The sequence below is a fragment of the Clostridium sp. UBA5988 genome, from assembly GCF_002435615.1.
Classification (GTDB): domain Bacteria; phylum Bacillota; class Clostridia; order Clostridiales; family Clostridiaceae; genus Clostridium_J; species Clostridium_J sulfidigenes.
On sequence record NZ_DJBA01000064.1, the window covers coordinates 20471 to 36096 of the forward strand.

Below are 15626 nucleotides of genomic sequence, written 5' to 3' on the forward strand. Positions count from 1 at the left end.
CAATTACTAATTTATCTCTTTAAATATAAGAGGTTATTAAAGAAACGGGGTGTAGAAATGAGTCAAAATGCTACTAAAGCAATGATTGCTGAAGTATTTAATGATATAGCAACAGGAATAAAAAGCGGACAATTCAAGAAAAAAGTTAGAATAGGTTTAACTATACTAGGTTCTGAACATGGAGTCGAAGAGATGGTTAAAGCTGCTGAACTTGCAAAAGTAAAATACGGCGATTTTGATATAATTTTAATTGGACCTAAAGTAGATGCTGATTTTGAAGTAATAGAAGTTGAATCAGCTGAGGAAGGTCATAAAAAAATGACATCTATGTTGGAATGTGGAGAATTAGATGGTTGTGTTACACAACACTTTGATTTTCCGATAGGAGTTTCTACAGTAGGTAAAGTAATGACTCCTGGAAAAGGGAAAGAAATGATAATAGCTACAACTACAGGAACTACTTCTACAAATAGAGTTGAGGGTATGGTTAAAAATGCTATATCTGGGATATCTGTAGCTAAAGCTAGTGGTATTAAAAATCCAAAAGTTGGAATACTGAATCTTGATGGCGCTAGACAAGTGGAAAGAATTCTAAGAGAAACTCAAGAAGGTGGATATGACATATCCTTTACTGAATCATTAAGAGCTGATGGTGGAGCTGTAATGAGAGGAAATGATCTTTTGGCAGGAACTCCAGATGTTATGGTTTGTGATTCATTAACAGGAAACTTATTAGTTAAAGTATTCTCTTCATTTACAACAGGTGGAAATTATGAAACTGTAGGAGCTGGATATGGTCCTGGAATTGGAGAAAACTATGATAAATTAGTTAATATAGTTTCAAGAGCCTCAGGAGCACCTCTTATTGCAGAAGCTTTAAGATTCTGCGCAACCTGTGCAGAAAATAAGGTTTTAGACATAGCTAGGGATGAGTTTAAGTCAGCTAATGTAGCTGGATTAAAAGAATTTATAGATAAGACTACAAAAAAAGCTAACAAACCTCAAGAAGAGGAAGAGGTAAAAATGCCACCTAAAAAGGTAGTAACTTTCTCTATAGCAGGTATAGATATTCTAGAGCTTGAAAATGCATGTAAAGCACTTTGGAAAGAGGGTATATACTCAGAGAGTGGAATGGGTTGTACAGGACCAATAGTACTTGTTGCTGATGAAGACGGTGAAAAAGCTCAACAGGTATTAAAGAATGCCGAGTTTGTATCTTAAAATATAAATAATAAAAATAAAATTGACTGTGGTCTCACAGTCAATTTTATTTGATTTTTACGGATAATTATGGTATATTCAGCATATAAATATATGAAATTAAATAATATAGAATATATTTATATACATGATAAAAATTTTTTATTAGGTTATAATACATACTATAATAAAAATTTTTATATATTTATATTACTTATTTATATCAGGAGGGTTTAAGATGAAAATGAAAAAAATAGTTGCTCTTATGGCAACTGTTGCTATGACTGCATCCCTACTTGTAGGTTGCGCTGGCAGCGGAAACGATGACAAAGGTACAGCAAGTGAAGGCAAAGATACTCCTAAATCAGAAGTATCAGTAGGTCTTTCAACAGATGAAGGTGGATTGAATGACAAATCATTTAACCAATCAGCTGATGAAGGAGTTAAAAAAGCAGTAGAAGAGTTTGGAGTTAAATATACTCCAGTTGAAGCTCAAAAGAAAGAAGACTATGAACCAAACCTACAAGCTTTAATAGATGGTGGTTCTGATCTAACTCTAGCTATTGGTTTCCAATTGGAAGATGCAGTTAAAAATATAGCTAAAAACAACCCAGAGTCAAAACTTTGTATTATAGACTCTGTAGTTGAAGCTGATAACGTAATGTCAGTAACTTTTAAAGAAGAAGAGGGTTCTTTTTTAATGGGAGTTATAGCTGGATTAACTACTAAAACTAATAAAGTTGGATTTATAGGTGGAAAAGACTTCGATACAATTAATAAATTTGAAGCTGGTTTTGCTGCTGGTGTTAAAGCTGTTAACCCAAAAGCTGCTGAAGGTCTTTTAAGTGCAGACGGTAAAAATCCAGGAACAACTGTTAAATATGCAGATTCTTTTGCTGACACAAATAAAGGTAAAGAACTTGCTACATCATTATATGGAGCTGGATGTGACGTAATTTATCATGCAGCTGGTGGATGTGGTATTGGTTTATTCCAAAGAGCACAAGAATTAAGGAAAGAAGGAAAAGATGTTTGGGCTATTGGTGTTGATATGGACCAAGCGTATTCTCTTCCAGACTTTAAGGATGTTATCCTTTCTTCTATGATGAAGAGAGTTGATAATGCCACTTACGATGCAACAAAAGCAGTTATAGATGGAACATTCAAAGCAGGTCATGTTGAGTTAGGTATTGCTGAAGGTGGAGTAGGTATGGCTGCAACAACTAAAGACAATACTGCTGCTGATGTAATTAAGAAAGCAGAAGAGTTTGAAGCTCAAATTAAAGAAGGTAAAATTAAAGTACCTGCTACAAGACAAGAAGCTATTGATTATAAATAAGCAAGAAGAAAGTAAGAAAAAAGCTAGATTTTACATCTAGCTTTTTTTTATTAGTTTTGATAATATGTTTTTATTAGAATGAAGTTGTATGAAAAATAAAAAAAATATTCAATGAAATATTTTTATGGTATAATGGGAGATGGATTCTATAAAGTACATATCGATATTTTAACTAATATTAAGCATTTTAATGTAGTATGTAAACGTAGGTAATATTATAAGGAGGAAGGGAAATGGAAAAAGTAATTGAAATGAAAGGTATAACTAAAGTTTTCCCTGGTACCATTGCAAACGACAATGTGGACTTTGATTTATTGCAAGGAGAAACACACGTATTGTTGGGTGAAAATGGTGCAGGAAAAACTACCTTAATGAATATACTTTATGGCTTGTATCAGCAAGAAAAAGGTGATATTTATGTTAATGGAAATTTAGTTAAAATTAACAACCCTAGTGAAGCGATAAAGCTTGGAATAGGAATGGTTCACCAACACTTTATGTTAGTTCACAACTTTACAGTAGCTGAAAATATTGTACTTGGATGTGAACCCAATAAAGGGTTACGCATAGACAGAAAAAAAGCCTATAATGATGTAAAAGAACTGTCAGATAAATATGGATTTTCCATAGATCCAAATGCTGTGATTGAAGATATATCTGTAGGACAGCAGCAAAAGGTGGAAATTCTTAAGGCTCTTTATAGAGGAGCAAAGATATTAATTCTTGATGAACCAACAGCGGTTTTAACTCCACAAGAAATTGAGGAACTAGGCAAAATATTAGATAATTTGAAAAGAGAAGGAAAGTCTGTCATTCTTATAACTCATAAATTGAAGGAAGTTATGAGTATGAGTGATAGGGTTACTATAATTAGAAGAGGTAAGGTTACCGGTATCGTTAATACTAATGATACTAGTATTGATGAATTAGCTGAGTTGATGGTTGGAAGAAAGGTAAATTTAGTAGTAGAAAAAAGAGAATCTGAATTAACAGGAGAAGTTCTTAAGGTTGAAAATCTATCTGCAAATGATCAAAGAGGGATTCCTGCTGTGAAAAATGTTTCCTTTACTGTTAATGGAGGCGAAATTTTAGGGATTGCAGGAGTAGATGGTAATGGACAAACAGAACTACTAGAAGTACTTACAGGTCTTAGAAAAGGTCATAATGGAAAAATGTTGTTAAATGGAAAAGATTTATATGGAAAATCTCCTAGAGAAATTATTGACTCAGGTATTGGACATATTCCTGAAGATAGACATAAAAGAGGACTTATACTAAAATATTCATTATTTGAAAACTCTATTCTTGGAATTCATAAAAACAAAGAATTTAATAAAGGTATTATGATGGACTATAAGGCTATCAAAAAACATTGTGACACACTTATAGAAGAGTTTGATGTAAGAACACCGAGTAATGAAGTAAATGCATCTGCTTTATCTGGAGGTAATCAACAAAAGTTAATTGCAGCTAGAGAAATTTCTAAAGACCCAACGTTATTAATTGCAGCTCAACCTACAAGAGGTATAGATGTAGGTGCTATTGAATATATTCATAGTAGACTTGTAGATGAGAGAGATAAAGGAAAAGCGGTACTTTTGGTATCTTTAGAATTAGACGAAATTTTAGCTCTTTCAGATAGAATTGCTGTTATGTATGACGGTGAAATAGTAGATGTTTTAGATAGAAAAGATGCAGATGAGCAAAAACTGGGTATATTAATGGCTGGTGGAAGCTTAGATAAGAAAGGGGAAGAGAAATAAAATGAGTAGTAAAGTTAAGGATACAATAAAGGCTATACTCTTTCCTGTAGTAGCAGTTATACTTTCTTTATTTATATCAGTATTTTTTGTTATGTGGGCAAAAGGGTATTCAATAACTCAATATTTTACAGCTTTAACTGATTTAGTTTCGGTTATATGGACTGGTAGTTTTGGAACACAAAGAAATACCATGGCTACACTAGCGGAAGTGACACCTTTGATTTTTACTGGTGTAGCTAATGCTGTAGCTTTTAGATGTGGACTATTTAACATTGGTGTAGGTGGTCAATTTGTACTAGGTATGGTTGCAGCTGCCATAGTAGGAACCATACCAGGATTAAGTCCTATAGTACACATCCCATTAATAATTGTAAGTGGTATAGTTGCTGGAGGAATTTGGGGAGGAATACCGGGATTTCTTAAGGCAAAGTTTGGAACTAGTGAAGTTATAAATACAATTATGATGAACTATATTTCTATCGCTTTAGCTAACTATATTATACTTAGAACGGCTTTCGGAGTTCCAGGAAAGGCTGCAACTCCAATGATACAAGAAAGTGCAAAATTTGCAAGGTTTGTTCAAGGAAGCGCAGCTAACACAAGTTTATTTATAGGTATTATAACAGCTATTATTATGGCATTTATATTATGGAAAACTACCATTGGATATGAGATAAGAGCCGTTGGTATAAATCCTCATGGTGCAGAATATGGTGGAGTAAATATTGCTAAGAATGCAGTTTTAGCTATGGTTTTATCAGGAGCTATAGCTGGACTTGGAGGAGCTACACATGTAGCTGGTGTGAAACATTTAATTCAAGATTTTATGGTAGTTCCTAGCTATGGATTTGATGGTATAGCAGTAGCACTGTTAGCTAAGAAAAATCCAGTAGCATGTATTTTATCAGCCGTATTGTTCGGAGCTTTAAATAGTAGTTCAAGAGCTCTTCAAATTAGTGGAATACCAAAAGAAATAGTATTTTTAATTCAATCAGTAATTATTATATTTGTAGCAACAGATTACATTGTGACTTACTTTGGAAATAAGAAAAAGAAAGGGGAGATAATGAATGGATAATATAATTGTTGTTAGTATCATTTCATTAATAACAGCTACTTTAAGAATAGCTACACCTCTTATCTTCACATCCTTAGGAGGAGTGTTTTCTGAGCGTTCAGGAGTAGTAAATATAGGTCTTGAAGGTATGATGACCATAGGAGCATTTTTTGCTGTATATGGAACATATATAACAGGTAGTCCTGTAGTAGGAATAGTGTTTGCTTTAGTAGCGGGTGGATTACTTGCATTAATTCATGCAGTTCTTAGTATCCACTTAAAATCAGACCAGGTTATTTCTGGTACAGCTATTAACTTGTTTGCTACAGCTCTAGCTAGTTTCTTGATATATATATTATTCAATGGAAAGGGAGGTCAAACAGACTTGGTAACCCTTCTTCCTTACAACTTACCAAAATTCATTGTGAATATACCTATTATTGGTGATATTTTATCTGGATTAAATTGGTTTGTAATAATGGCAATAGTATTGGTATTTGTAGCTCATTTTGTACTTTATAAAACTTCTATTGGACTTAGAATTAGATCTGTAGGAGAACATCCAAAAGCTGCAGATACACTAGGAATAAATGTATACTTAGTAAGATACATTTGCGTAATATTATCAGGAATGTTAGCTGGTCTTGGTGGAGCTGCTTTATCAATTGGTATTACACCGATATATAGAGAAGGAATGATAGCGGGTAGAGGATTCATTGCTTTAGCAGCTGTAATCTTTGGTAACTGGACACCTATTGGTTCCTTTGGAGCATGTCTGTTATTTGCTTTTGGTGAATCATTCCAGATATTTGCCCAAGGGCTTGGATGGTCACTACCATCTGAAGTATTTACAATTATACCATATCTATTAACTATGTTAGCACTTGCTGGCTTTGTAGGAAAAACAAATGCTCCAGCTGCTTCAGGAGAGGCATATGAAAAGAATGGTAGATAATATTTAAATTAATTTAAATTGTAATATAGTTTAGAGAGTTAGTTTGTTATAGGCTAACTCTCTTTTTATAAATTATTGTCGGGGAAATATGGATTTGGCTCTATTTAGTTAGAAATATCATATGTTTTATGGTATGATTAGGTAAGATGAGTAGGAGGGATATTTATGAATTTAGGCTTTGATTTAAGGCTATCACAGGATCAAAAATTGATTATGACAATGGAGATGCAACAATCAATAAAGTTATTACAAATGTCATCCTATGAACTTTTACAACATATTGATAAGGAATTACAAGAAAATGTAGTTTTGGAAGTAGAAAATAATTTAGAAACAGCTAAAGAAGAAATAGTTGATAATGAGTTGAGAGAGTATAGAGAATTAATTAGAGACATGGCCATGGATAATTATAATGATAGATCATACTACAAACATGAAGAAGATGATTTGGTATCACCTTTTAATTTTATAAGTAGCAAACCTACTATTAAGGATTATTTAAGAGAACAAGTTATGCATAGTAATTTAGATAGACAAGATGAGTGTATTTGTAGATATATTGTAGATAATATTGATCATAGAGGATATTTAGATGAAAAGATTATAGATAATTTAATGGAAGAACTGAGTATTTCAAAAGATTCTGCTATGAGATGTGTAGATATAGTTCAGGGACTTGAACCGCCTGGAATATGTGCTAGGTCACTGAGTGAATGTTTAATACTTCAACTGCATAGGAAAAATATAATGAATAATTATGTTGAGGAAATAATAAATAATTATTTATATGAGTTATCAAAAGGAAAATATCAATTAATAGGAAAAAAACTTGGAGTTGCGGCTAAAATAGTTCAAGAATGTGAAGATATAATAAAAAAATTGGAACCTAAACCTACCAGGGGATTTTTTACTGGTGAAGAGATTGGATATTTGATTCCAGATGTTTATATAAAAAAAATAAGTGATGAATATGTAGTTTTAATGAATGATAATTTATTACCTAAATTAATAATTAACAATACATATAAAGATGTAATTAATAGCAGTAATGATTCGGAAGCCATAGATTATGTAAAAGACAAAATAAGTAGTGCTATGTTTTTGATTAAAAGTATACAAAATAGAAAAAATACTTTGTGTAAAGTCATGGAGGAAATAGTTAAAAATCAAGAGGAGTATCTAGATAAGGGGAATAATTATATAAAACCTATGACTATTAAATATATAGCTAATAGTCTAAATATGCATGAATCTACGGTTGGTAGAGCTATTAGAGATAAATATGTAGCTCTTCATACAGGGGAAATTAAGAGAATAAAGGATTTGTTTACTAATAGTGTAAACATTTTAAGTCAAGATATATCATCTGTTAGTGTAAAAGATATGATAAAGAATATAATAGAATCTGAAGACAAGTCAAAACCACTATCTGACTCAGTTATATGTAAAATTGTTAATGAAAAAGGCATAGATATATCTAGACGTACTATAGCCAAATATCGAGAGGAGTTAGGAATAAAATCCTCATCTCAACGAAAAAGATTAATATAGATTTTGATATTCCATATGAAACATTAATTTATTTTTATGATTTATATGGAATTAATTTTTTTTTGAATAAATTGTATATGAATGTAGAAATATAACTTATATAAAACTAAAATTAACATAAGTGCTTCACAAACAATGAATATTGTCATATAATATAAATAGGGATTTAAAATGTTGATGGGACAAATTGTGTCCATAGGGACATGTTTTGTCAATGAGGTGAAAGATGGAGAAGTTATTAAAATTACAGCAGAAGGTAGTGCCAGAATTGCTAGAAGTTTTAGATATGCGATATACCATATTAAAAAATATAAAGTATAGAGAACCCATAGGCAGAAGGCTGCTGTCAACCATAGTAAATTTAAGTGAAAGGGTTGTAAGAAGCGAAACAAATCTATTGAAAACTCAAGGGTTAATTGATATTAAGTCCTCTGGTATGTATATTACTGAAGAAGGTGATGAAGTTTTTATTGGACTTAAGGCTTTTATGAAGGAATTAAGTGGGTTAAATCACTTGGAAGAGGAATTGAAGAAAATTCTTAAAATTAGAGAAGTAATAGTTATTAACGGAAATGTAACAGAAGATAACTCATTATATACTGAACTTGGTAGGGTAGCGGCTAATTATTTAAAAAGTATTATTAAAGATGATATTACAATATCCCTTACAGGAGGACGCACAATTAAGGAGGTAGTTTACAATTTCATTCCAATGACTAAATATAAAAATATAAAGGTTTTACCTGGAAGAGGGGGTATGGGAAAGGAAACAGAAATACAATCTAATACCTTAGTAGAGATTTTAGCAAATAAGTTAGATGCTACTTATGAATTATTACACATTCCAGATAACATAAGTAGGGATTCTTTTAAAGCGTTGATTAAGGAATCAGATATTAAGGAAACTTTTGAACATATAGAGAAATCAAATATTCTTATCCACGGTATAGGACTGGCTAAAGATATGTGTGATAAGAGAAGTTTAGGTAAGGACGTAAAGGAAAGAATATTAGAATTAGGAGCTATAGGAGAAGCTTATGGACATTATTTTAATAGCAAAGGTGAGGTTGTATATTCTATGCCTTCAATTGGAATAACTAAAGATAGAATTGAAAATATCCCTAATGTAATAGCTGTAGCAGCAGGTGTTGAAAAGGCAGAAGCTATCATGGCTATACAAATGGATAAATTAAATTCAACATTAGTTACTGATGAAGCTACGGCAAAAGAAATTTTAAAACTATTTTTAAATAAAGTTGGTTGTTAATACTTAATGATTTTGTCCTAGAGTTACTTATTAAAGTACTTATATGTTTTTAAAATTAATATATTATGATTTTTCAGCTTATATGCTTTAGAATCAATATGTATATATAAGGAAATGTATCTCTAGATAAGGATTTTTAGGATGATATCTCCTAAAACTCTATTTATATCAATTAAGTTTTAATATAAAAATTATTAAATTAAATGTTGGAGGTATTTTATAATGGTTAAAGTTGGAATTAATGGATTCGGTAGAATTGGAAGAAATGTATTTAAGGTTTTGGTAGATAAATATGGAAATGACATAGAAGTTGTAGCAATTAATGATTTAACAGATCCTGAGACACTAGCACATCTTTTGAAGTATGATACCCTTTATGGAAAATTCAATGGAACAGTTGAAGCTACTGAGAATTCAATTATAGTTAATGAAAAGGAAATAAGAATATTTGCAGAGAGAGATCCTAAAAACATACCATGGGGACTTCAAGGTGCAGATATTGTAATAGAATCTACAGGATTATTTACAGACGCTACAAAAGCAAAGACTCATATAGAAGCTGGAGCTAAAAAGGTGTTAATTTCCGCACCGGCAAAAAATGAAGATATAACAATTGTACTGGGAGTAAATGAAGATAAATATGATGCTGAAAATCATAATATTATTTCAAATGCTTCATGTACAACTAACTGTTTAGCTCCTTTTGCAAAAGTTTTAGATGAAAAGTTTGGTATAGTACAAGGTCTTATGACTACAATACACTCATATACTAATGATCAAAAAATATTAGATGCTCCACATAAAGATTTAAGAAGAGCTAGAGCTGCAGGAGAATCAATGATTCCAACAACTACAGGAGCGGCAAAAGCGGTTGCATTAGTTTTACCACAGCTTAAAGGGAAATTAAATGGTATGGCAGTAAGGGTTCCAACACCAACAGTTTCGATGACTGATTTAGTATGTGAACTTGGTAAATCAGTGAGCGTAGAGGAGGTTAATGGGGCTTTAAGAGAAGCGGCAGAAGGAAAACTTAATGGGATTTTAGGATTCTCTGAGGAACCATTAATTTCAATGGACTTTAGAGGTGATGAGAGATCTTCAATTGTAGATGCATTATCAACTATGGTTATGGGAGATAATCTAGTTAAAGTAGTAGCTTGGTATGATAATGAGTGGGGTTACTCAAATAGGCTAGCAGATTTAACAAAATATGTTGCAGATAGATTATAATCTTCAAAATGTGTTAAAATAGGTATGTAATAAAAATCTAGTTCTATGATTTATGATTGAACTAGATTTTTATTACAATAAGTTTAAAAAAGGAGATTTTAATATGTCATTTAACAAGAAATCATTAGAAGACATCAATGTGAAAGGTAAAAAGGTTTTAGTAAGGTGTGATTTTAATGTACCTATAGTAGAGGGTAAAATTACTGATGAAAATAGACTTCTAGGAGCAATACCTACTATAGAGTACTTAGTTAACAATAATGCAAAGGTTATATTATGTTCACATTTAGGAAAACCAAAGGGGGAGCCTAAACCAGAGCTTTCGCTATCACCAGTAGCAGCAAGATTAAGTGAACTATTAAATAAGAAGATAATTTTTGCAGCGGATGATAATGTAGTGGGAGATAAAGCAAAGTCAACTATTTCAGATATGAATGATGGAGATATAGTACTATTACAAAATACTAGATTTAGAAAAGAAGAAACTAAAAATGAAGAAAATTATTCTAAAGAATTAGCTTCTCTTTGTGATCTATTCGTAAATGATGCGTTTGGAACAGCACATAGAGCTCATTGTTCTACAGTAGGAGTAACTGAGTTTGTAGAACAGTCGGTTTGTGGATATTTAATTCAGAAAGAGCTTAAGTTTTTAGGAGAAGCTATAGAAAATGCTGAGAAACCATTTACTGCTATTTTAGGAGGTTCTAAAGTATCAGATAAAATTAATGTAATAAATAATCTTTTAGAGAAAGTAGACAATCTTCTTATAGGAGGAGCTATGGCATATACTTTCCTAAAAGCTAAAGATTATAAAATGGGTATATCAAGGGTAGAAGAAGATAAAATTGATTATGCACTAGAGATGATGGATAAGGCTAAAGAAAAAGGAGTAAAATTATATCTACCGATAGACCACGTAGTAGCTAGGGAATTCAATAAAAATGCAAATCCAGTAATAACAGAAGATGAAAATATTCAAGATGGATATATGGCTTTAGATATAGGACCGAAAACAAGAGAATTATATGCGGAAGTGATAGATAAATCTAAAACTATTATTTGGAATGGTCCAATGGGAGTTTTTGAATTTGAAAACTTTAATAAGGGAACAATAGCAGTAGGAGAAGCTATGGCTAATTGTGATGGAATTACAATAATTGGTGGAGGAGATAGTGCTGCGGCTGTTAATATATTTGGTCTAGGAGATAAAATGACACATATTTCAACAGGTGGCGGAGCTTCCTTAGAATTTTTAGAAGGAAAAGAACTTCCAGGAATTGTTGCTTTAAATGATAAATAAATGTAAAATCTATAAAGAAAGTAATAAACAAGATAAATTCTTGTTTATTTACTTTCCTTTTCGAGAGTAATATATTATATTTGATTTAGAGAAAAAAATGTAATATGTCTCTTAAGGAAAAAACTTGAATATATTAGCATTATTAAAGATGTGTTGCAAAGTTATTAATAGGAGGATTAATCATGAGAAAAGCAATAATAGCAGGAAACTGGAAGATGAATAATACAATAGAAGAAGCAGTAAATTTAGTTAAGGAATTAAAGCCTTTAGTAAATGATGCTAGCTGTGATGTAGTAGTTTGTCCCACTTTTTTAAGTTTACCAGCAATAGTTCAAGAATGTAAGGGAAGCAATATTATGGTTGGGGCTCAAAATATGCATTTTGAAGAGTCAGGTGCTTTTACAGGAGAAGTTTCTCCATTAATGCTTAAAGAACTAGGAGTAAAATTTGTTATAATTGGACATAGTGAAAGAAGACAGTATTTTAATGAAACTGATGAAGCTATTAATAAAAAATTAAAGACTGCTTTTCATCACAAGATTACACCTATACTATGTATAGGTGAAAGTTTACAGCAAAGAGAATTAGGAATAACTGAAGAAGTATTAGGTGCTCAAATAAAGCAAGATTTAATAGGAATAAAAAAAGAGCAAGTTGAAAATATGGTTATAGCCTATGAGCCTATTTGGGCAATAGGGACAGGAAAAACTGCAACTGCAGATGATGCTAATAATACAATAGGATTTATTAGAGGAGTTATATGCAAGTTATACGGAGAAGAAGTTGCAGATAAAGTTAGAATTCAATATGGCGGATCAGTTAAGCCATCAACTATAAAAGAGCAAATGTCAAAGGAACACATAGATGGAGGATTAATAGGTGGAGCTAGTCTTAAAGCTTCAGATTTCGCAGCTATTGTAAATTACTAATAAAAGGATGGTCAAATATTATGAATAAAAAACCAGTAATGCTAATGATATTGGATGGTTTTGGAATAAGCGACAATGTGGATGGAAATGCAGTTAGAGAGGCTAATAAGCCTAACTACGATGGATTAAAGGCTAAATATCCTCACACCACATTATCAGCTTCTGGTCTAGATGTAGGGCTTCCTGAGGGGCAGATGGGTAACTCAGAAGTAGGACACTTAAATATAGGTGCGGGAAGAATAATATATCAAGAATTGACTAGAATAACAAAATCAATTAAAGATGGCGATTTCTTTGAAAATAAAGCCTTTAATATTGCTATTGATGAGGCGTTAAAAAATAACTCAGCTGTTCACTTAATAGGATTATTATCAGATGGAGGAGTTCATTCTCATATAAATCATGTAAAAGCTCTTATAACTCTTTGTAAGAGAAGGGCTGTAAAAAAAGTTTTTGTTCATTGCTTTTTAGATGGAAGAGATGTATCACCAACATCTTCAAAAATATTTATAGAAGAGTTACAAAACCATATGGATAGTGAGGGAATAGGAGAAATTGCAACTATTTCTGGTAGATATTATGCTATGGATAGAGATAATAGATGGGAAAGAGTACAATTGGCCTATAATGCAATGGTAAAAGGTGAAGGAAATACTAGTACTTCCCCATTTGCAGTTATAGACGATGCTTATCATGATAATAAAACAGATGAGTTTGTAATTCCTAGTGTAATTGTGAAGGATGGTAAACCGGTAGCTACTATAAAAAATAAAGATTCCATAATATTTTTTAACTTTAGACCAGATAGGGCAAGAGAGATAACTAGAGCTTTAAAAGATAAGGATTTTAAAGGTTTTGAAAGAGAAAGTTTAGATGTAACCTATGTATGTATGACTCAATATGATAAAACTATTGAGGATGTACAAATAGCTTATAAACCTGAGAGTTATGAGAATACATTAGGTGAATATGTTAGTAGCAAAGGACTAAAGCAGCTTAGAATTGCAGAAACAGAAAAATATGCTCATGTAACTTTCTTCTTTAATGGTGGAGTAGAGGAACCTAATAAGGGTGAAGATAGGATATTGATTCCATCACCTAAAGTAGCAACCTATGACTTAAAACCAGAAATGAGTGCCTATGAAGTTACTGATGAAGTATTAAAAAGTATTGAAAAAGATGAATATGATTTAATCATATTAAATTATGCTAACCCAGACATGGTTGGACACACTGGAGTTATTGAAGCAGCGGTAAAGGCTATTGAAGTTGTAGATTATTGCTTAGGGAAGGTTGTAAATAAAGTACTAGACCATAATGGTACAGTGTTTATCACAGCAGACCATGGTAATGCGGAGTCTATGATTGATTACTCTACAGGTAAACCAATGACTGCACATACTACTAATCTGGTTCCATTTACATACGTAAGTAAAGAAGTAGGAACACTTAGAAGTGGAGGAATACTTGCAGATATTGCTCCAACTATCTTAACAAAGATGGAATTAGATATTCCAAGTGAAATGAGTGGAAAATCATTAATTTAAGTTGTTAAGTTAAAATATTTAGCCATGCTAAATTTATTATAAACATAATATGAAGGAGGAAAAAAAATGAAACAATATGTTGAAATTATTGATGTCTATGCAAGACAAATATTAGATTCAAGAGCGTTCCCAACAGTAGAGGTTGAAGTTGTTCTAGAAGATGGTACAGTAGGGGTAGCGGCAGTACCTTCAGGAGCATCAACAGGTCAATTTGAAGCTGTTGAATTAAGAGATGGAGATAAATCTCTATACAATGGAAAAGGTGTATTAAAAGCTGTTGATAATGTAAACAACATAATAGCAGAAGAATTAATAGGAATGAATATATTCGATCAAGTTGCTATAGATAAGACTATGATAGAATTAGATGGAACTCATAATAAAGAAAAATTAGGTGCTAATGCTACTTTAGGAGTGTCCCTTGCTTGTGCAAAAGCTGCAGCTAATTACTTAGGACTTGGTTTATACCAATATATTGGTGGAGTTAATGCTAAAGTTTTACCAGTACCTATGATGAATATCTTAAATGGTGGAAAACATGCTGATAATAATGTGGACTTACAAGAGTTTATGGTTATGCCAGCAGGAGCTACATCTTTTAGCGAAGCTTTAAGAATGGGAGCAGAAGTTTATCATGCATTAAAAGGAATCTTAAAAGCTAAAGGACTTGGAACAGGTGTAGGTGATGAAGGTGGATTTGCTCCAGATTTATCGTCAAATGAAGAAGCAATAAAAGTTATAATTGAAGCAATAGAAAAAGCTGGATATGTTCCAGGAAAAGATGCTTTCATAGCACTTGACCCGGCATCTTCTGAATTCTTTGAAGATGGAAAATATAATCTTGCTGGAGAAGGAAGAATGTTAACTCCTCATGAGATGGCAGATTACTATGTAGAATTATGTGAAAAATATCCAATAATATCTATTGAAGATGGTATGGCTGAAGAAGATTGGGAAGGATGGAAGTACTTAACTGATAAGATAGGTAAAAAAATTCAATTAGTTGGAGATGACTTATTTGTAACTAATACTTCTAGACTTGGAATGGGAATTGAAAGAGAAACTGCAAACTCAATTCTTATAAAATTAAACCAAATAGGAACTTTAACTGAAACTTTAAATGCTATAGAGATGGCTGCAAGAGCTGGTTACACTGCAGTAGTTTCTCACAGATCTGGAGAAACAGAAGATACTACAATAGCTGACTTAGTAGTAGCTACAAATGCAGGTCAAATTAAAACTGGAGCTCCTGCAAGAAGTGAAAGAGTCGCTAAATACAACCAGTTATTAAGAATCGAAGAAGAACTTGGTGACATGGCTGAATTTAGAGGATTAAAATCTTTCTTTAACATAAAAAGATAACTAATTTCTATAATAAAACATCGAACAAATATAAAATTTGTTCGATGTTTTATTTATATATTAGAAGTATATATTAATTTAGTATATATATTTACATTTATTACCAGAAGTTTAGCACGTGAAGTT

General features: G+C 31.8%; 12 protein-coding genes. All 12 read left to right on the top strand.

What is annotated here, in order from left to right; all coding sequences use genetic code 11:
- Nucleotides 1-57 precede the first annotated feature (57 nt).
- The 12 genes from grdD to eno all read left to right on the top strand — a co-directional run bounded on the left by grdD (nt 58) and on the right by eno (nt 15500).
- Nucleotides 58-1221: a glycine/sarcosine/betaine reductase complex component C subunit alpha gene (grdD, locus tag B3J31_RS13935; protein ID WP_150845080.1), complete on the top strand. Its 1164-nt coding sequence runs from the start codon at nt 58-60 to the stop codon at nt 1219-1221.
- Nucleotides 1222-1438: 217 nt separating this feature from the next.
- The gene (locus tag B3J31_RS13940) at nt 1439-2539 is read left to right on the top strand and encodes a BMP family ABC transporter substrate-binding protein (RefSeq protein ID WP_150845079.1); all 1101 of its coding nucleotides are present in this window, start codon (nt 1439-1441) and stop codon (nt 2537-2539) included.
- A gap of 233 nt (nt 2540-2772) precedes the next feature.
- Nucleotides 2773-4302 carry an ATP-binding cassette domain-containing protein gene (locus B3J31_RS13945; protein WP_150845078.1) on the top strand — a complete coding sequence of 510 codons (1530 nt, stop codon included), beginning with the start codon at nt 2773-2775 and terminating at the stop codon, nt 4300-4302.
- Between the two features lies 1 nt (nt 4303).
- Nucleotides 4304-5380: an ABC transporter permease subunit gene (locus B3J31_RS13950; RefSeq protein WP_150845077.1), complete on the top strand. Its 1077-nt coding sequence runs from the start codon at nt 4304-4306 to the stop codon at nt 5378-5380.
- A complete protein-coding gene (locus B3J31_RS13955) occupies nt 5373-6314 on the top strand; it encodes an ABC transporter permease (protein WP_035132387.1) in 942 nt (313 codons plus the stop codon). The genes B3J31_RS13950 and B3J31_RS13955 overlap by 8 nt, the downstream gene beginning before the upstream one ends.
- Nucleotides 6315-6479: 165 nt before the next feature.
- Nucleotides 6480-7865: an RNA polymerase factor sigma-54 gene (gene rpoN / locus B3J31_RS13960; RefSeq protein ID WP_346867667.1), complete on the top strand. Its 1386-nt coding sequence runs from the start codon at nt 6480-6482 to the stop codon at nt 7863-7865.
- Between the two features lie 226 nt (nt 7866-8091).
- Entirely contained in the window at nt 8092-9132 is a 1041-nt protein-coding gene (locus B3J31_RS13965) for a sugar-binding transcriptional regulator (RefSeq protein WP_346867666.1), read from the top strand.
- Nucleotides 9133-9354: 222 nt separating this feature from the next.
- Complete coding sequence (gene gap, locus B3J31_RS13970; protein WP_346867665.1) at nt 9355-10362, top strand: type I glyceraldehyde-3-phosphate dehydrogenase; 1008 nt, start codon at nt 9355-9357, stop codon at nt 10360-10362.
- Between the two features lie 103 nt (nt 10363-10465).
- Nucleotides 10466-11662, top strand: coding sequence for a phosphoglycerate kinase (locus B3J31_RS13975; protein ID WP_346867664.1), 1197 nt, complete (start codon nt 10466-10468; stop codon nt 11660-11662).
- A gap of 182 nt (nt 11663-11844) precedes the next feature.
- Nucleotides 11845-12591, top strand: a complete 747-nt coding sequence (tpiA, locus tag B3J31_RS13980; protein WP_150845071.1) for a triose-phosphate isomerase — start codon at nt 11845-11847, stop codon at nt 12589-12591.
- Between the two features lie 20 nt (nt 12592-12611).
- Nucleotides 12612-14138, top strand: a complete 1527-nt coding sequence (gene gpmI, locus B3J31_RS13985) for a 2,3-bisphosphoglycerate-independent phosphoglycerate mutase (protein WP_346867663.1) — start codon at nt 12612-12614, stop codon at nt 14136-14138.
- Nucleotides 14139-14204: 66 nt separating this feature from the next.
- Nucleotides 14205-15500 carry a phosphopyruvate hydratase gene (gene eno / locus B3J31_RS13990; protein ID WP_035132373.1) on the top strand — a complete coding sequence of 432 codons (1296 nt, stop codon included), beginning with the start codon at nt 14205-14207 and terminating at the stop codon, nt 15498-15500.
- Nucleotides 15501-15626 lie beyond the last annotated feature (126 nt).

Coding starts and splice junctions, on each gene's coding strand:
- B3J31_RS13940 (WP_150845079.1), top strand. CDS start 1,439: ATGAAAATGAAAAAAATAGTTGCTCTTATGGCAACTGTTGCTATGACT.
- B3J31_RS13965 (WP_346867666.1), top strand. CDS start 8,092: ATGGAGAAGTTATTAAAATTACAGCAGAAGGTAGTGCCAGAATTGCTA.
- gpmI (WP_346867663.1), top strand. CDS start 12,612: ATGAATAAAAAACCAGTAATGCTAATGATATTGGATGGTTTTGGAATA.
- eno (WP_035132373.1), top strand. CDS start 14,205: ATGAAACAATATGTTGAAATTATTGATGTCTATGCAAGACAAATATTA.
- B3J31_RS13955 (WP_035132387.1), top strand. CDS start 5,373: ATGGATAATATAATTGTTGTTAGTATCATTTCATTAATAACAGCTACT.
- tpiA (WP_150845071.1), top strand. CDS start 11,845: ATGAGAAAAGCAATAATAGCAGGAAACTGGAAGATGAATAATACAATA.
- B3J31_RS13950 (WP_150845077.1), top strand. CDS start 4,304: ATGAGTAGTAAAGTTAAGGATACAATAAAGGCTATACTCTTTCCTGTA.
- B3J31_RS13945 (WP_150845078.1), top strand. CDS start 2,773: ATGGAAAAAGTAATTGAAATGAAAGGTATAACTAAAGTTTTCCCTGGT.
- gap (WP_346867665.1), top strand. CDS start 9,355: ATGGTTAAAGTTGGAATTAATGGATTCGGTAGAATTGGAAGAAATGTA.
- rpoN (WP_346867667.1), top strand. CDS start 6,480: ATGAATTTAGGCTTTGATTTAAGGCTATCACAGGATCAAAAATTGATT.
- grdD (WP_150845080.1), top strand. CDS start 58: ATGAGTCAAAATGCTACTAAAGCAATGATTGCTGAAGTATTTAATGAT.
- B3J31_RS13975 (WP_346867664.1), top strand. CDS start 10,466: ATGTCATTTAACAAGAAATCATTAGAAGACATCAATGTGAAAGGTAAA.